Origin of the sequence: Olivibacter sp. EAT-5 (assembly GCF_044784325.1) — a bacterium.
GTDB lineage: Bacteria > Bacteroidota > Bacteroidia > Sphingobacteriales > Sphingobacteriaceae > Olivibacter > Olivibacter oleidegradans.
The window spans coordinates 910,216-928,486 of sequence record NZ_CP173028.1 but is presented as its reverse complement, the minus strand read 5'-3'; the positions used below and the strand labels follow the sequence as shown (position 1 = coordinate 928,486).

The following is an 18,271-nucleotide window of genomic DNA, read 5'->3' as shown; positions in this document are numbered from 1 at the left end:
AAGAAATATTTTAACTATTCTGACAATTTAATAACAGGATACTAAGAAAAATGTCAAAACAGAAGTTTTATATATAAAACGAAGCGAGAAGGCTTTATATTTATCAGAATTTAAAAACATTCGCTCGTTTGATTGTTAGGAACTAAACTGAAATTCATATGACATATCAATATTTGTTAACGACGATTGAGGGAGAGATTTTGAAAATAACCATCAATCGTGAACAGAAGCTTAATGCATTGAATAGAGATACGCTGCGAGAATTAAACCAGGCAATTACAACAGGTTTGCAGGATAAAAACGTAACCGGTATAGTTATTACCGGGGCCGGAGAAAAAGCTTTTGTGGCAGGGGCCGATATCAGCGAATTTGCCGGCTTTGACGAATCGCAGGGTCGAGATCTGGCAACTAAGGGGCAATTGGAGGTTTTTAACTTAATTCATCATGCAGAAAAGCCCATTGTAGCGGCTATCAATGGGTTCGCATTGGGTGGTGGGCTTGAGATTGCAATGGCCTGCCATATACGCATTGCTAGTCATACCGCACGTTTGGGCTTGCCTGAGGTTTCTCTTGGGCTAATCCCGGGATATGGGGGAACGCAGCGTTTAACCCAGTTAGTAGGCAGGGGAAATGCGATGGAGCTGATACTAACCGGAAATATGATTAATGCTGAAAAGGCTTTGCAGATTGGTTTAGTTAACCATGTGGTACCGGCTGACGAAGTAATTAGCAAGTCGGAAGAGATCATTAATGACATAGCAAAGCGATCACCACGTGCCGTAGCCGCAGCCATTCGAGCAATTAATGCCTCCCTAGTAGCTGGCGAGCAAGGGTTTAATGTTGAAATTAATGAATTTGCTAAATGCTTCGCAACCGCTGACTTTCAGGAGGGCGTAGCTGCATTTCTTGAAAGACGACAACCCCAATTTCCTAAAGAATAATGAGATATCAAGTATTTGCATAACTGCTTTTACTTTTTATAACCATAAATGAGCTCACCTGATTACCCAGGTCAGTTTTTACCATCCCTACGGGAGGCAAGTTTTTTAATTTTTAATTTTTAATTTTGAATTTAAAAAAAGCATGTCTTTAGCTTTGTTCGATCAGAAACAGCGGAATAATATCACTTTAGTGATTATCGTTGTGCTAGGTGCATTTATTCTATATTCTTTACGAGGCATTTTCGGTGCCTTGCTGGCAACTATGATTATGTACACCATCTTCAGATCGCTAAATCTGTACTTAACAGAGCAACTGAAATGGCGGAAATCAATTTCAGCGGTATTGATCATCATTGCTTCTTTTTTTATTATTGTATTCCCTTTTTATGGCCTCATTAACATGATTGCCAAACGAGTAATAGAGCTCACCAAACATCCTGATAAAATCCAACGGGTAATCGACGAGATTAACCGCTTTTTAGGAGATAAGTTACAACAGCCGGATTTGATAACGAATAACCTGCAACGAGGGGTGGCTTATGCGGGAAATCTGATGACTTCTATTTTAAGTGGTGCCGCCAATATTTTGCTCGACATCTCGGTCATGTATTTTCTACTATATTTTCTGTTTGTAGGCTGTAGGGAGTTTGAGAAAGGTGTATTGCGTTATTCCCCATTCTCGGATGAGAACGCAATACGCTTCGGTGTGGAATTAAGAAATATTACCTATTCGAATGTGCTAGGTCAAGGTCTGATTGCCGTAATACAGGGAGGTGCCGTCGCCTTTGGATATTGGATGTTTGATTTCGCTGATCCTCTATTTTGGGGAGTGATTTGCGTTATCCTGTCTTTTATTCCAGTGGTAGGTGCTCCCATGGTTTTTATTCCTGCTTGTATCATAAAATTTATAGACGGCGATACATTCAATGCAATCGCCATGCTGCTATGGGGCATCCTTTTAGTGTCGAATATCGATAATGTACTTCGCTTGGTAATTGCAAAGCGTGTGGGCGATATCCATCCCATTATTACCATTGTAGGGGTTATTATAGGAATTCCCATGTTCGGCATTATGGGGCTTGTTTTCGGGCCATTGCTGCTTTCTTATTTCTTGATCACTGTGAAAATTTATGAAACAAACAAGTTGGCTGAAATGCGCTTAAGGAAAAAAAATAATGACAATTAGTATTGTTGGCAAACTGTTTGCTTGTTATTTTGTATATATATAAGGTCGCTTCAGGTAGCCTTTAAAAACTATTAGTTGATAATTAACATTAATTTTTTAAAAGTCATGAATGATAATGGTAAAATAGTAGCTGCTTTGCTAGCAGGCTTGGCTGCGGGTGCAGCGTTAGGAATCTTATTCGCACCTGAAAAAGGCTCTGATACTAGAGATAAACTAAGCGACTCCTTAAAAGATTTGGGCGACGCAATTAAAGAGCGCACAGCAGAACAGGTGGAGCAGTTTAATGATTTGAAAGAACGTTTAGTGTCTACAATCAAGTCAAAAGTGAATAAAGGCGAGGCGAGCGTGGAAGAAGCATTGGAAGAACATGCGTGAATATAAATGAAATCCATTATAGATGTTGATAGCATCTATAATGGAAAAATATTATCTATGGAAGAAAAAGATACATTTTCAATTAAAGGTGTTGTCCAGAAGCTAAAAGAATATGTAGAAAACTATACTGACTTAGCTTATCTAAAATTTGTTGGACGCATTTCCAAAATACTTCCCGGAATTGCTGTTAGTGGTATAAGCCTCTTATTTGCTTTTTTTGTGGTATTCTATCTAAGTATGGCGCTCGCTTTTTTTATTGGGGAGCTTTTAGATAGCTACGCATTGGGCTTTGCCGTCACCGGATTGGTGTTCATCTTACTCATATTGCTTGTAGCAGCATTTAGACAAACGATCAAAAAGATGATCGCCAATGTTTTTATAAAAATTTTTATTAGTCTACGTAAAGACGATGACGATGAAGAACAAAATAACTAATATAGAAGAGCTACAAGCTGAAATTGCACGATTGAAGACAGTAAAGATGGAACAGGAAGCCTATTTGGAGCATCAGTTTGGGATCCTGAAGAATAAAATCAATAAGCCCGTTCATTTTTTTCAAAACATGTTTGCCTTTCTTCCCAATACGGCGAGCTTGTTTAGCAACATTGGTACAAAAGGGGGAGCTTTTCAAGGCGATTGGCTGACAAAGAGCTTGCGGGTAGGGTTACCTTTCCTTGTTAATCGCGTCTTTTTTAGAAAAGCAGGTTATGTCAAACGTATTTTAATGGGGTTGCTCTCAAGCCAAGCTGCTGGGTTCTTTAATAAAGAACGCCTCGCTCAAGGGGTCGATGCCATTACGTCGTGGATAAGAAAGTCTACAAAGAAAAGCCATACTGCAAAATCCGGAAAAAATAGGCGAAGTGATTATAACTTCGGTATCCCGCCCGATAGTGAAACGTATTAGCTAACTGCCGAAGCAGTAACTTGGAAAGTGCTGATGCTAACAACTTAATAACATATTTCCCATAAAAAAAGCCATGATATTTATACCATGGCTTTTTTTTATGGGAATGATTTATATTACATCATGCCGCCCATGCCACCACCCATTGGAGGAGCACCGGCACCAGCTTTCTCATCTTCTGGCTCATCTGCTAATACACATTCGGTCGTTAAGAGCATCGAAGCGATTGAAGCTGCGTTTTCCAAGGCAACACGTGAAACCTTCGTAGGATCAATTACACCTGCGCTAATTAGATTTTCATATCTGTCAAAGCGAGCGTTGTAACCGAAATCACCGCTACCTTCTTTTACTTTCTGTACAACAATAGAACCTTCTACGCCAGCATTGTTACAGATTGTACGCAACGGCTCTTCGATAGCACGTTTAATAATGTTGATACCTGTGGTCTCATCTTCACTTTCTCCCTTAAGATTTTCAAGAGACTCAATAGCGCGGATAAAGGCTACACCGCCACCTGCAACAATACCTTCTTCAACAGCTGCGCGTGTTGCGTGAAGAGCATCATCTACACGGTCTTTCTTCTCTTTCATTTCTACTTCTGTAGCAGCACCAACATAAAGTACAGCCACACCGCCTGCTAATTTCGCTAAACGCTCTTGCAGTTTTTCACGGTCATAGTCAGATGTAGTCGTCTCGATTTGCGCTTTGATTTGGTTAACGCGACCTTTAATGGTTTCTACCTCACCTGAACCGTTGATAATAGTAGTGTTGTCTTTGTCAACAACAACTTTTTCAGCTTGTCCTAAGTAAGAAAGGTCTGCATTTTCTAGTTTGTAACCTCTTTCTTCCGAGATTACGGTACCACCTGTTAAGATCGCGATGTCCTCAAGCATAGCCTTACGACGGTCGCCAAAGCCAGGAGCTTTAACGGCAGCAACTTTCAATGAACCACGAATTTTATTAACTACCAATGTAGCTAATGCTTCGCCATCCAAATCTTCAGCGATAATCAATAGCGGCTTGCCTGTCTGTACTTGCTTTTCCAGAATCGGAAGCAACTCTTTCATATTGCTGATTTTTTTGTCATAAATCAATATGTAAGGATTCTCAAGCTCGGCCTCCATCTTTTCCGTGTTGGTAGCAAAATAAGGCGACAAATAACCGCGGTCAAATTGCATACCCTCTACGGTTTTTACTTCTGTCTCAGTACCTTTCGCTTCTTCTACAGTAATAACACCGTCTTTTCCAACTTTTTCCATCGCTTCTGCAATCAATTCACCAATGACTTCGTCATTGTTTGCAGAGATAGTAGCAACTTGTTTAATTTTACTATTGTCTTCTCCTACTGTTTGCGATTGTGCTTTTAAATTTTCAACAATAGTAGCAACAGCCTTGTCGATACCGCGTTTCAAATCCATTGGATTAGCACCGGCTGCAACGTTCTTAATACCTGCAGTCACAATGGCTTGTGCTAAAACTGTAGCCGTTGTTGTTCCGTCCCCTGCTTGGTCAGCGGTTTTAGAAGCTACTTCTTTCACCATCTGTGCACCCATGTTCTCTAGCGCATCTTTTAAATCGATTTCTTTCGCTACAGTAACACCATCTTTAGTAATGGCAGGCGAACCAAATTTTTTCTCAATAATTACATTGCGTCCTTTTGGACCTAATGTTACTTTGACAGCATTTGCTAAGATGTCAACACCTTTTTTTAAGGCATCACGCGCTTCTACGTTATATTTTACCTGTTTTGACATAGTTTTTAAAGTTTAAAATTGCGTACATCGATCTTCTCTAGTTAATTATACGCGCTTTTAATGGTTAATGTTCGTTTTAATCTATTCTAAAAAGCTATACTGACTAGATTATAGCATAGATGTCGGATTCGCGCATAATTAAATACTCTTTTCCTTCGTAGGTTATTTCTGTTCCGGCATACTTACCGTACAGCACTTGGTCGCCCACTTTAACAGTAATAGGCTCATCTTTTTTTCCCTCGCCAACAGCAACAACGGTTCCGCGTTGCGGTTTTTCCTTGGCGGTGTCAGGAATGTAGATACCTGATGCAGTTTTCTCTTCAGCAGCAGCAGCTTCTACTACTACTCTGTCTCCAATCGGTTTGATACTTAATGCCATAATTGTACTAGATATTATTGTTTTTAATATTAGATTAACGTTTCCGGGAAATTTTAAGTCATGAACTGTGCCAAAATCAAAAAGACGATTTTTGTTGTCATTTTTTCATTTCGAAGGCTCGTGATAATAGAAATTTATTTTCAACTTGTCAGCTTGGCTGAATATTTGGCAGAAAAAAGGGCAGTGCAGAATGTGCAATGCCCTTTTGTTTTTTTACGGGTTTTAATATAATTACTTGGTAGTGTCGACAGACGCTGGTTTCTGCCCTTGCGGAGTAGCCGGAGTCGTCGCCGGTTTCTGTAAAGGAGCAGTCGGTGTAGCCGTCGGTGTAATTTGTTTTTGCAGTTCTAATCCGGGATTAGAGCCAGTACCCGCGCCCGGGTTCGTAATATTCAACAATAGCGAAAATACCATAATCGCAATTACCAAAACCCATGTCCCTTTTTCCAAAATATCTCCTGTGCGTTGCACGCCCATGAGGTTGTTGGACCCGGCAAAACCTGAGGCTAAGCCACCTCCTTTCGGATTCTGGATTAAAACAATAAATACCAAAAGCACACAGGCTAAAATGGTTAATACGATAAGTAATGTATACATTTCTTTATGTGGTTAATTAATTCTACTTTCTAACGCTTTAATACGGTCGGCAAAATAAGCACTTTTTTTGGGATATTTCAAACTTAATTTCATGTAAGTATCGATTGCCTTATGATAAAGCCCCTGCTCTTCATAGATTTGAGCCAAGGTCTCCGAAACAAAGTTAGATTGATCTTCGGCACTTTGCCTAGCCTTATTCTCGAGTGTGATCTGACTGGCTTGGGGAGGTCGAATCTGCGGTTCTTCTTTAATAAAGCGTTCGATAATCTCATCGGTTTTTTTCGGAACCTTAAAAGTGATGGTTCTGCTTTCCTTAATACTTAGCTTTTCTTCAGGCTCCTGCAAATGAAAGATGTTTTCTCGGATCTGCTGATCTAACACCAAATCACTAATATCGTTTTGTAATTTTTTTAACGAAGGCTTTCGGTTTGTGGCATAAGGTTGATAAGTGTCCGCATAAGCTAAACGAGTTTTGTGAAGCCACCATACAAACGTGTACGGCATTAAATCGTCGTCATATTTCGAAACATCTTCTCTAGAGGCTTCTGTTTCTTCAGGAGAAGGGGGGGCTACACCTGTTGGTACTCTTTGGTCTTCTTCTGTATATATAACCTCAGGCTCGTCCGCAGATTCAGTGGTTTCATCAATTACATCTTCTTCTACAATGGCTGCTTCGGAAATAAACGCACTTTCCACGGCATGTTCCTTAAGGCGGTCTTGCCCCAAAACCTGATCGAGTTTTGCGACAGCATCGTCCTGACTTAACGTAAGGTCATTTAAAGGAGAATTGTAAATAAAGTTATAGAGCTGTTCCGGATCGCTTGCAAATAGCGCTGCCTTCTTAAAGATAGCTTGTTGATCACCCTTGTCCTGTGAACAGCGTTTAGCTTCTAAAAACCATAAGATATGACTGTAAGGATAGGCTTGCAGAAGTAATGCCAAATCTTCTTGCTTCATCTGGGTAGAATCTGCCAGTAATCCATTAAATTTATGTCTTAATGATTGTTGCTCCACTGTCGACGATTTTACGCTTACCAATTGGCAAAAGCGCGGTTAAAAATATCTTCGGTTAACTGTCTATTGATTGCTTCAATAAGCGTTTGCTCCTGCGCCTGCACTGTACCGGTGAAATCCTGATAGCGTGTAAAGCTCTGTTCAAAGCTGTTGTCCGGCTTGATGTTATCAACGTATTTTACACTCACCGTAATCGATAAACGATTGGCCTGCGCGCGATCTTGACCCCCAACCGCTGCCGAAGTAATGGCATAGCCGGTAATGCGTCCCTCAAAAATGGCATCGCCCTCGGAGGTCACTTGGCTTAATCGCGATTGGTTGCGAATACGCTCTTTTAATGCCTCGGTGAATTGCTGACTTAAATAAGGCACCACAATGGGAGCAGAATTTTCGAAAAATTGCACATTAAAGGTTTTCATTCCTTCGGGAATGGATGCCCCGTTAAGTTTATATACTCCACATGACTGGAGAAGCACTAAAAACGGGACCAATAAAAATGATAATCTAACAGCTCTAAGCATCTTTTTACTTTCTGGCAATCGGGAACTCTTAACTTAAATTCAAATCTTTGATTTTACGATACAGCGTACGCTCTGAAATTCCAAGTTCTTGAGCCGCTAATTTTCGCTTACCTTTATATTTTTTTAAAGCCCTTTTAATTAAATCGGATTCCTTTTCTACTAACGATAACGATTCTTCTATTTCTTCTGCATGGGGAGCGATTTCAAAATTCTCTTTATTTGCAGGGGGTTGATGGATCGTTAATGGTGAGAAGGTTTCATTGCTTGATGATGTATTTGGCTGCACTTCCCGATATAATTGGTTTAAGTACGGAGAATTGTCGGAAATAGTATTGGAATTGATGCCATTTTTTAATAGCTCAACAACTAATTTTTTTAATTCCACCATATCTTTCTTCATGTCAAACAAAACCTTATACAGCAAGTCTCTCTCTGAAAAATCTTCGTTGGCTTTGTTCTCTAACCGCATAGGTAAGGTGCTTGTCCGCTCGTTGGGTAAATAGCTTTGTAATATCTGTGCAGTAATCACTCGCTCCTTTTCAAGTACGGCGATCTGCTCCGCAATATTTTTTAATTGCCTTACATTACCCGGCCAATTGTAATTGCTTAACAATTGTTGGGCATCATCGGTAAGCTGAATACTCGGACTTCTATATTTGTCCGTAAAATCCGCAACAAACTTGCGAAAAAGTAAATGAATATCTTCCCTTCTGTCTCGTAACGGCGGGATCCGTAACGGAACAGTATTTAAGCGATAGTATAAGTCCTCTCTGAATTTGTTGGCCTTTACCGCATCATAAACATCTACATTGGTTGCGGCAATCACTCGCACATTGGTTTTCTGTACCTTCGACGAGCCTACCCGCAAGTACTCACCGGATTCAAGCACGCGTAATAAACGCGCTTGCGTACTTAAAGGGAGCTCGGCCACTTCATCTAAAAAGATGGTTCCACCGTTGACTACCTCAAAATAACCTTTCCTTGCTTCGTGAGCACCTGTGAAGGAACCCTTTTCATGTCCAAATAGTTCGGAATCAATCGTTCCTTCGGGGATAGCACCGCAGTTTACAGCAATAAAAGCACCGTGTTTTCGGCTACTTAATTGATGGATAATATGCGAAAATACTTCTTTACCACTGCCACTTTCCCCGGTGATTAAAATAGAGATGTCGGTTGGAGCCACCTGTCTAGCAACATCAATGGCTCTATTTAATAAAGGCGAATTGCCGATAATACCAAATCTATTCTTAATATCTTGTATATCCATTTGTTCTACTAATATTTTACGCCACACAGAATTGAATTGCCAATCCTACTGGATACATATAGATGCGTTATCAAACAATCTTACCGATTAAGGTTGCTGATGTGCATGTCTCTGCCATTACATTGACATAGTCGCCAACTTTATATCGGGCATCAACGGGAAAAACAACCATGGCATTTTGATCATTACGACCGCAATAGTCCTTGTCAGATCTTTTTGAAAAACCTTCTATCAAAACTTTGTGTATCTTTCCGACCTGTTGCTGTAACCTGAAAAGACTGTGTGCCCGTTGTTTCTCTACTACTTCTGTTAATCTTCTCTTCTTTATCTCTTCCGGAATGTCATCAGCGTAACGCTTGGCAGCCAGTGTTCCGGGACGTTCCGAATAGGCAAACATATAAGCATAATCGTATTGCACATAGTCCATCATGGAAAGTGTATCCTGATGTTCTTCTTCCGTTTCGCTGCAAAAACCGGTAATCACATCTGTCGATATCGCACAGTCAGGGATAATTCGTTTTATGGTGTCAATACGTTCTATGTACCATGCGCGATCATAAGTGCGGTTCATTAGTTCCAGTATCCGGCTATTGCCTGATTGAACGGGTAGATGTATATAGTTACAAATGTTCTCATGCCTAGCGATGCTATATAGCACTTCATCGGTAATATCTTTGGGATGCGAGGTGGAAAATCGTACGCGGAGTAAGGGGTCAACAGCTGCCACCATTTCCAGTAATTTTGCAAAAGTAATCGCCGTATGATTTGCAGCAGCATCGTCTTCTTGAGGCGACCATTTATAGGAGTCCACATTCTGTCCTAACAAAGTAACTTCCCGATAACCGGCTTTAAATAAGTCTCGCGCTTCCTTAACAATAGAATAGGGGTCACGGCTGCGTTCTCTCCCACGGGTAAAAGGTACTACACAGAAGGAACACATATTGTCGCAACCGCGCATGATCGATATAAACGCAGTAACGCCATTGGTATTTAATCGTACCGGATTGATATCAGCATAGGTTTCTTCGCGCGAGAGTAACACATTAACAGCCCGGCTACCATCATCTACTTTTTCGATTAAATTGGGTAAATCCCGATAGGCGTCCGGTCCAACAACTACATCAACTAGCTTTTCCTCCTCTAAGAATTTTGATTTTAAACGCTCGGCCATACATCCCAGTACACCTACAATCATTCCCGGCTTTTTTAGTTTAGCGGATTCAAATTCTTTTAGGCGGTTGCGCACGCGTTGTTCTGCGTTTTCGCGAATGGAACATGTATTGATAAAAACTACATCCGCTTCTTTATAATCGGGAGTAGTGCTGAAACCTTTATCCAGTAGTATAGAAGCAACGATTTCACTATCAGCAAAGTTCATTTGACAACCATAACTTTCAATATAAAGTTTGCGTCCATTTTGCTCTTTATTATCAGATAACATTACTGCTTCGCCTTGCCGCGATTCGTCGTGTTCTTTTAAACTCATTTCTGTCTCTATCATGGCCATGATTTAAGGCTACAAAACTACGAAATAATTTTGGTTTTAATGACACTTTGTCAGCTATTGTTGGAAAGGTGGTTATTCATAGCATTAACAGCGCCGCGGTATAGACGAATACTAAAATACGATCATCAGGCTACTTCTTGCTTGAATGAAGTGACATTACCAACCTTTGCGAACAATCTGTATAAATCGGTGTTAATCGAAAAGAAGATATTTAACTTAGATGTGTTTTTATTTTACTAGTAATATTAAACCTATTCGTCAAGGTAGCATTTATTTGCAATTAGGACGTGTTAATCATACTATATGCCAGAACCAATAAAAGGAAAAAGAAGGGGTACGAAAGGGTGGTTATGGGTAGGATTCGCCCTCCTTGTTTTTTTAATAAGCGCTTTAATTGCAGAGCAAATTATTGAAGATAAGCTGCCTAAACGTTTACAATCAGCCATAAGCAAAGAAAGTGAAGGGCTATATCAAATCCATTTCGGATATACTAAGGTAAACTTATGGAGAGGCCAGTTTATAGCTAAGAATATTCACTTAATACCGGATACGGCCAGGAATGGGAGATTGAAAAAAGGAGGACAGACAACTTTGTTTGAGCTAAAAGCAAAGTACATAAATGTTGCCGGATTTAAGCTATTGAAGCTCCTTTGGCATAAAGAGATCAATGCCTCCGATGTAATTGTAAGTCAGCCAATCATTATACAATACAAGATCTCATCTAAAACGGAAAAAAATGGAAAAAATATAAGACAGCAATTGCGGGCTATAAAAAATAAAATCGTTATAAAGAAAATTACCCTGTCAGGAATTCAATACCGCACCATCGATATGCAGTCGAAGAAGGAAACTTGGCTAAAAAATATTAATTTTCATGCAAGTAATATTAAACTAGGCCAGTGGGCTAAACAGCAGGATTCGACAAGGCTTGGACTTGTGGAGAGCTTTCGTTTTTATGGCAAGAAAGTAATCTACTTATCGAACGATGAGCTATATAAATTGCAACTAGCCCGTTTAGATATTTCTACTGAAAAAAATACGCTTGGTATTGATTCGTTTTCAGTTGTTCCTAAATACACGGAGAAGCAATGGTCAAAGACGCTAAAATATAAAAGAGATCGTTATGACATGTTTTTTCCGAAGATTGAGGCTAGTGGGCTAGATCTGAAACGGTGGCTGGACGAAGGATGTTTAAAAATGGATAGCCTTGTTGTTAATCAGGCAATTATCCGTGTGTATGCCGACAAAGGGATGCGGGAAAAAAAGACGACGGCGTCAAATAATTTTCCATCCCTTGCTTTTCAACGTTTAAAAGTACCGATTACAATTAACAATATCTATATCAAAAACACGGATGTTTATTACAAGGAACTAAACCCGAAATCCGGTAGAGCAGGATTGGTGTTCTTTAACAACTTAAATGCTCATTTGCAACATGTTAGCAACGATAGTCTGCAGCTTAAACAAAATCCCTGGATTAAAGGATCTTTCTCAACATTCTTTTTAGGAAAACCAAAACTCACATTGAATATAGATTTTAATATGCTTGATACACTTGGCGCATTTCACTATAAAGGGGTTTTGGACGGAGCACCGGCAAGCTTTTATAACCAATTGCTCGAGCCTATTACTTTAGCGAGAGCTGAAAAGGGTTATGTGAATTCCGTTCGATTCAATATAACGGCAAATCGTTATGGCGCTAATGTCGAAACGGAAATGTTATATAATGATTTGAAAGTCGCCGTACTGGATGCAAGTAGTGGCAAACTGGAGAAAAAAGGCTTTCTCTCCTTGTTTATAAACTGGTTAGCGATAGAAGCGAACAATCCTTCAAAGGATGGGAAGCCGCCTCGTATTGCGCGGCACTATTATAAACACCCGCAGGAAAAGACTTTTTTTAATTTAATGTGGAAAGCGCTCTATTCCGGATTAAAAGTTAATTTAGGCTTGCCGGAGATATGATAAGTGAGCGCAAACTTTTTGCCTATATTTAGGTTATGGATTGCATATTATACATTCGAAAGAAATAAATCTATGAAACCCGTTTGGAAGTGGGTGATCGGCATTTTGTTAACGCTGATACTCGTTGTTATCGCTGGTCTATGGTATCTGGGAAATCACTGGCGACCTATTTTAAATGAAAAGATACACGAGATCGTTTTGAGCTCGAGCGACAGCTTATACCAGGTCTCTTATGATGATCTTGACTTCAACATGGTAACAGGAAATGCTTATCTGTATAATTTTAAGCTCACGCCCGATACTAATGTATACAATGAATTGAAAGCGCAGCGAAAAGCCCCGGATAATATATACGATATTTCCGTAGCCCGGTTAGCTATTCGTGATTTTCACCCCAAACGAATTTACACAGAAAGGAAGCTCAATATTGATGAAATTATGATTGAAAACCCGGATATTAAGGTGGTCAATCAAACGCAGGCGTACAATGATAAGGTTCAGCCGAAGGATCAGCGTACCCTATATCAAAAGATTTCAAAAATACTAAATGAGTTAACCGTTGAACATATCGCGTTCGAAAACGTAAATATTGCCTATACCAATCGAAACGAAAAGAAGGAGAAGACGACGCGTTTGAAAAATGTAAATATCGACATCACCGATCTGCGCGTAGATTCCACCTCTCAGGAAGATAGCTTGCGCTTTTATAATGCTCGCTCGGTAGATTTTAAAATGAATGACTACCGCATTGCCACCGGTGATAGTTTATATTATATCGACTTAAAGGGAATTCAATTTACTTCCACTAATCGAACGATGGTATTAAGCGGTTTGCAAATGATGCCCCGTTATAGTAAAGTGGATTTCCATAAAAAAACGAAAATAGCGAAAGAGCGTTTTGAATTGCGATTTGATACCATCAGTATCAAGCACATTGACCTATTTAAATTTTTAAAACAACAGAGATTATATGCAGGCGAAGTTGTACTTGGAAAATCAAAAGTTGAAATCTACCAAAATACAGCCTATCCGAAGAAGAAAGCAAAAGAAAAAATCGGAAAATTCCCGCACCAGGAGTTAAGAAAACTGGCTTTTCCGATTAAAATAGACACACTCACGCTAAAAGAAGCGCTGGTTACTTATCAAGAATATAATCTGAAAAGCGGGCAAATTGGAACAGTAAGTTTTCACAATACACATGGCACTTTTTATAATATAACGAACGATTCGCTGGCGCTGATCCATAATCCCTATATGACCGCTGATATTCACTCGAAATTCATGAACAACGGTAAACTCCATATTAATTTCGGGTTTAATATGCTTGATAAGCTCGGGGCTTTTACTTATAAAGGTTCATTAACAGCAATGAATGCCAAAGCATTAAATCCGTTAACAAAACCGCTGGCAATGGTAGAGGTATCGTCGGGATATTTTGATCGACTCCATTTTAATGTAAAAGCGAATGAGTACAAAGCAGTGGGACGAGTCGACTTCTTTTATAGAAACTTGGCGGTACAGATAATAACCAAAGAGAGCGATGGGTCAAAATCTAAAAATGGAATGGTGTCAATCCTAACAAATAAATTTCTGATCAATGATAGTAATCCCGACGCGAACGAGAAATTCCACCCCGGGCCTATTAATTATAGGCGACCTTTAACCGCTTCCTTCTTTAATTTCCTATGGAAGAGCCTCTTTGAAGGGGTCAAGGCTAGCGTCGGAATTGATAAGAAGCGGGAGGCTAAATTAACAGCTACGGCAGAAGAGGCTGATAAGGCAGTTGGAAAGCTCAAAAAGTTCTTTAAAGGAATATTCCATAAAAAGGAAAAAAAAGAACAACAAGACAGTCTTAAACGTCAATGATTAGTCATCGGCTATCAGCTGATTCCGATAGCCGATGGTTAGCTTTATCCTACAATGAAGTTCCAACCGAAAGGATCTTCAACTTTACCGTAACGTAACTGGTTAAGATAGTCCAATACCTTGTTCGAAAACTCACGGGTGGCGGGGTCGCTGAGCTTATAAATCTTACCTTCATATCCTATCTCCGAGATTGGTGTCAAAGTAGCAGCAGTACCGGCAGCAAAAGCTTCACTTACCTTGCCTGTCTCTATGCCTTCGATTAATTCTTGGACACTTACATCCCGTGTTTCGGTTTTGATTCCCCAGCTCTTAGCTAGATCCATAATGCTGTGACGGGTAACGCCTTGTAAAACAGTTTCAGACCCTGGGGTTATAAGCGTATCTCCCAACATAAATACTAAATTGGCAGTGCCTGCTTCCTCAATGTATTTATGCTCCTTGGCATCTGTCCAAATTAGTTGATCGAAGCCCTCGTCCTGTGCTAACCGAGTAGGATAGAGCGAAAGGGCGTAGTTGCCGGCATTTTTGGAGAAGCCAACACCTCCCGCTGCAGCTCGGGTAAAATAGGTTTCTACTTTTACACGTAATGGCTTATTGTAGTAGGCGCCAACCGGCCCCGTAATAATCACAAATTTATAGGACTTTGAGGGATGAACACCTAAAGCCGGTTCTGTACCGAACATAAACGGGCGAATATAAAGGGACGCACCGGTAGTTGGTGGCACAAAACTGCGATCAATATCAATCAATTTCTTTAGCCCGTCCATAAAGATCTCTCGAGGGACTTCAGGCATTTCCAACCGGACGGCAGACTTATTAAAGCGGTCAAAATTTCTGTCCGGACGAAAAATGCTAACACGACCGTCTTCAAATTTATACGCCTTAATGCCTTCAAAAATAGCCTGCCCGTAGTGAAGGGCTGAAGTGGCAGGGCTCAGACTAAGGTTAGCATAAGGGACAATCTTGACCTCTTTCCATTCACCATCATCGTAATCCGCCACTAACATATGGTCAGATAAAATTTGTCCAAACTTTAGGTTGTTAAAATCAACCTTTGCTAATTGTGAGTCTTTCGTTAACTCAACTTTAATTTCATAAGAATGTGCCACGGTAAAAATATATAAGTTGTATGCCGTGCAATTTAGGAAAAAAAAGGAAAAGAAGGCAAATACTTGTAGCATGTTGTGGGGCGATCGCGTTAAAAAAGACCGTTTATTCTTTCAGAAGGGTTTTGCAAAGGCATCTCTGTAACATGTTAGCTAAAATTTAGCGATTAAAACATTCCCTCTTCCGTTCCCTAATTTTAATGTTACTTTTGTAAAGAAGGGGGTGCCTTTTGTTTTAGGTTACAAGCAATGGAAATACTTTGTTAAACACAGTTTACTTACTGTTTATTTTGGTGGTAAGTTATACGGTATAAAAAGAAATGTATGAAACAACTAATAATTGGTGTATTAACAGCCCTGCCTTTTTGGGCCAATGCACAGCAAGATTATGTGATTAAAGGAAATATAGGAAATGTAAATGCTCCGGCGAAGGCTTATATTTCTTATCGCCTAAACGGAGCTAATCAGCTTGACTCCACAAGTGTCATAAATGGCGCATTTTCGTTTAAAGGTGCAGTAGAAGAGCCGCTTAACGCTGTTTTAGTATTAGCCCATAAGGGGGAACCTGTAATGCAACTGGAAGCACCCGATATGATTCCTGTCTTTTTGGAAAAAGGAACGATTACGGTGCAATCGGCTGATTCATTAAGTAAAGCTACATTAGGCGGAACTCCATTAAATGTAGATCAATCCACCTTAAACAAGGCAATGGATGTGCTTAAGGCTGATCAGGCAAACATCATGAATGTATATTATGGAGCATCGGATGAAGAAAGAAACTCCGAAGAGTTTCAGAAGAAGTTTCAAGCACTTTATGAAGGTTTACAACAGAAGCAAATACAAATTGTAAGTGATTTCATTAAGAGCAAACCAAATTCATTAGTTAGTATGTATACCTTGCGATCTACGCTGGATCCCGGGAGAGATTATGAACAGGCACAACAACTATATAGTAGCCTGTCAAAAGACATACAAACAAGCAAGATAGGCGCAGAATACGGACAATCATTGAATGCAGCAAAAGGTACCAGTATCGGTGCGCAAGCCCCTGAATTTACCATGAATGATACAACAGGCAAACCAGTGGCCCTTTCCTCTTTCAAAGGTAAATATGTTTTGATTGATTTTTGGGCGAGCTGGTGCGGCCCGTGCAGGCAGGAAAATCCAAATGTAGTAGCGGCCTTTAATAAATATAAAGATAGAAATTTTACTATTTTGGGCGTTTCTCTGGACAGACCAAATGGAAAGGATGCTTGGTTAAAAGCTATTTCCGATGACGGATTGGCATGGACACAGGTTTCCGACCTGCAGTTTTGGAATAATGCAGCGGCTCAACTCTATGGCGTACGAGGCATACCTGCCAATTTTTTGATTGACCCACAGGGAAAAATTGTCGGAAAAAATCTACGAGGAGAAGAACTGCATGCCAAATTAGCTGAAATACTTCAATAGGAAAGAGTTTCGCTTTGAGAAAGCCATAGGAATGTTATGTTAAAGGAACGCTTTTGTTTTTCTTTTTTCCGCAAAAAAGAAAAACAAAAGCGTTCCTTTTCAAAGACAAGGCGCTAATATAAAATCCGAAGCTTAATAGTTGTAGTAATCTGCCTAAGCTCTTTTAAAAGCGTATCATCATAGCCTTTACTAATATCCGTTATTACATAACCGATATTTCCTTTTGTCATTAAGAATTGTGCAACGATATTAATATGGTGCTGAGCAAACACATTGTTTATTTGCGCCATAATTCCCGGGACGTTTTTGTGAATATGGATAAGACGATGTGCTTGATGAATGCGTGGCAATTGCATGTTTGGAAAATTACGGCTCATGGCTGTATCTCCCTTATTAATGAAGTCGGCCATTCTTTTAGGAATAAACTCGCCACTTCTTTTTTTATCCTTCTTGTCGTCAAAAAGAACGATTCCCATTTCATTACATAGCTCCCGATTAATGTGACCTTTACTGTTTCCGAGATAGCCAATGGTTTTCAGTTTCTCTGCCTGCGAAAGTTGCTCATCGGTGATATCTATACCGTTCGCCAAAAGAAGCATTCCGACATCTTTTACATATTTCTCTTCTAATGTTTCTTTATGGCGGATAGAAAAACCATCTCTCCTAAGCAGATGGATAGCAATTTCCGGAACGTCGCCAACAATAAGACAAAGAATGCGATTTTTTGGATATGAAATAGCTCTGGGTAAATGATTGACGTATAAAAATTCGTCCAAGCTAGGTGTGATATGGTCTGCTTTTTCTGATACCGATTTGCGTTCAATGTTTTCTGTGAAGGCATAGAACTTTTCAATCAGACCCGATTCTTTTAATTGGAAGTCCGAATAACCATCACCAATACCATAAATAGTGCCGTCAAGATTCATTGTCTTGAGCAATTTTACCTTACCTCCCTCATCTGATAAGGGATTGCTCTCATCGTAACCGACGATATTTCCATCCTCATCAAAAATGAATGTATTGGCATAAATATTTTCTGTTTTTATACCGTACGGAGTTACTACGGGGGTTATAAATTCTTTAAATCCGCCGGAAACAATCAATACATCTTCACTATGCTCACGGAGAAACACACGATTTCGAGAGAAAGATGAAGACACTTTCTTTTTGAGGGTACTGATCAATTTCTCCAGATGCGATTTGTTAGCCTGGAGAAGCTTCACTCGGCCCGCAAGGCTCTCTCGGAAAGAAATGTTGCCCTCCATTGCCGCGTTGGTTAAGCGTTCAATTTCCGTGTAGATCAATTCTCTGGCCGGATGATGTTCAAGGGAAATCCGGGCCAATTCATCAAGTGCTTCAACTTGTGTAAATGTACTGTCGAAATCAATGATGTAATAATGTTTCATGTCCGTAATGGGATTAATCTTTAAAGATAGGCGA

17 protein-coding genes are annotated in these 18,271 nt (G+C 39.9%); 8 read left to right on the top strand and 9 right to left on the bottom strand.

Annotated elements, in window-relative coordinates:
* Positions 1-158 precede the first annotated feature (158 nt).
* The 5 genes from ACH11B_RS03730 to ACH11B_RS03710 all read left to right on the top strand — a co-directional run bounded on the left by ACH11B_RS03730 (position 159) and on the right by ACH11B_RS03710 (position 3,406).
* Entirely contained in the window at positions 159-941 is a 783-nt protein-coding gene (locus ACH11B_RS03730; RefSeq protein WP_130855120.1) for an enoyl-CoA hydratase/isomerase family protein, read from the top strand.
* 142 nt (positions 942-1,083) lie between these two features.
* Positions 1,084-2,127, top strand: a complete 1,044-nt coding sequence (locus ACH11B_RS03725; RefSeq protein WP_013664062.1) for an AI-2E family transporter — start codon at positions 1,084-1,086, stop codon at positions 2,125-2,127.
* Positions 2,128-2,232: 105 nt separating this feature from the next.
* A complete protein-coding gene (locus ACH11B_RS03720; protein WP_013664061.1) occupies positions 2,233-2,502 on the top strand; it encodes a YtxH domain-containing protein in 270 nt (89 codons plus the stop codon).
* Between the two features lie 6 nt (positions 2,503-2,508).
* Positions 2,509-2,937: a phage holin family protein gene (locus ACH11B_RS03715; RefSeq protein ID WP_013664060.1), complete on the top strand. Its 429-nt coding sequence runs from the start codon at positions 2,509-2,511 to the stop codon at positions 2,935-2,937.
* Entirely contained in the window at positions 2,918-3,406 is a 489-nt protein-coding gene (locus tag ACH11B_RS03710) for a hypothetical protein (RefSeq protein WP_013664059.1), read from the top strand. The genes ACH11B_RS03715 and ACH11B_RS03710 overlap by 20 nt, the downstream gene beginning before the upstream one ends.
* Positions 3,407-3,522: 116 nt before the next feature.
* Here ACH11B_RS03710 and groL read toward each other — a convergent pair whose 3' ends face one another.
* From groL to miaB, 7 genes are all read right to left on the bottom strand, one after another.
* Positions 3,523-5,160, bottom strand: a complete 1,638-nt coding sequence (gene groL, locus ACH11B_RS03705) for a chaperonin GroEL (RefSeq protein ID WP_013664058.1) — start codon at positions 5,158-5,160, stop codon at positions 3,523-3,525.
* Between the two features lie 103 nt (positions 5,161-5,263).
* The gene (gene groES, locus ACH11B_RS03700; RefSeq protein WP_013664057.1) at positions 5,264-5,539 is read right to left on the bottom strand and encodes a co-chaperone GroES; all 276 of its coding nucleotides are present in this window, start codon (positions 5,537-5,539) and stop codon (positions 5,264-5,266) included.
* Positions 5,540-5,770: 231 nt separating this feature from the next.
* Positions 5,771-6,136, bottom strand: coding sequence for a preprotein translocase subunit SecG (gene secG / locus ACH11B_RS03695; RefSeq protein WP_013664056.1), 366 nt, complete (start codon positions 6,134-6,136; stop codon positions 5,771-5,773).
* Between the two features lie 12 nt (positions 6,137-6,148).
* A complete protein-coding gene (locus ACH11B_RS03690; protein WP_130855121.1) occupies positions 6,149-7,150 on the bottom strand; it encodes a hypothetical protein in 1,002 nt (333 codons plus the stop codon).
* A gap of 17 nt (positions 7,151-7,167) precedes the next feature.
* On the bottom strand, positions 7,168-7,671 hold the full coding sequence (locus ACH11B_RS03685) for an LptE family protein (RefSeq protein ID WP_013664054.1): 504 nt from the start codon (positions 7,669-7,671) through the stop codon (positions 7,168-7,170).
* Between the two features lie 28 nt (positions 7,672-7,699).
* The gene (locus ACH11B_RS03680) at positions 7,700-8,938 is read right to left on the bottom strand and encodes a sigma-54-dependent Fis family transcriptional regulator (RefSeq protein ID WP_013664053.1); all 1,239 of its coding nucleotides are present in this window, start codon (positions 8,936-8,938) and stop codon (positions 7,700-7,702) included.
* A 70-nt stretch (positions 8,939-9,008) separates the two neighbouring features.
* Positions 9,009-10,439: a tRNA (N6-isopentenyl adenosine(37)-C2)-methylthiotransferase MiaB gene (gene miaB / locus ACH11B_RS03675; protein WP_130855122.1), complete on the bottom strand. Its 1,431-nt coding sequence runs from the start codon at positions 10,437-10,439 to the stop codon at positions 9,009-9,011.
* A gap of 309 nt (positions 10,440-10,748) precedes the next feature.
* Here miaB and ACH11B_RS03670 point away from each other — a divergent pair, with 309 nt between their 5' ends.
* Together ACH11B_RS03670 and ACH11B_RS03665 are read left to right on the top strand one after the other, a co-directional pair.
* Entirely contained in the window at positions 10,749-12,407 is a 1,659-nt protein-coding gene (locus ACH11B_RS03670) for a hypothetical protein (protein WP_130855123.1), read from the top strand.
* A gap of 72 nt (positions 12,408-12,479) precedes the next feature.
* A complete protein-coding gene (locus tag ACH11B_RS03665; protein ID WP_130855124.1) occupies positions 12,480-14,273 on the top strand; it encodes a hypothetical protein in 1,794 nt (597 codons plus the stop codon).
* A 44-nt stretch (positions 14,274-14,317) separates the two neighbouring features.
* Here ACH11B_RS03665 and ACH11B_RS03660 read toward each other — a convergent pair whose 3' ends face one another.
* The gene (locus ACH11B_RS03660) at positions 14,318-15,382 is read right to left on the bottom strand and encodes a branched-chain amino acid aminotransferase (protein ID WP_041387921.1); all 1,065 of its coding nucleotides are present in this window, start codon (positions 15,380-15,382) and stop codon (positions 14,318-14,320) included.
* Positions 15,383-15,703: 321 nt separating this feature from the next.
* On the opposite strand from ACH11B_RS03660, the gene ACH11B_RS03655 reads away from it, so the two are divergent.
* Positions 15,704-16,831 (top strand): TlpA disulfide reductase family protein, encoded by a 1,128-nt coding sequence (locus ACH11B_RS03655; RefSeq protein WP_013664047.1) that lies wholly within the window; start codon positions 15,704-15,706, stop codon positions 16,829-16,831.
* Between the two features lie 113 nt (positions 16,832-16,944).
* On the opposite strand, the gene ACH11B_RS03650 is transcribed toward ACH11B_RS03655, so the two are convergent.
* Positions 16,945-18,237 carry an HAD-IB family phosphatase gene (locus tag ACH11B_RS03650; protein ID WP_013664046.1) on the bottom strand — a complete coding sequence of 431 codons (1,293 nt, stop codon included), beginning with the start codon at positions 18,235-18,237 and terminating at the stop codon, positions 16,945-16,947.
* Positions 18,238-18,271: the final 34 nt, after the last annotated feature.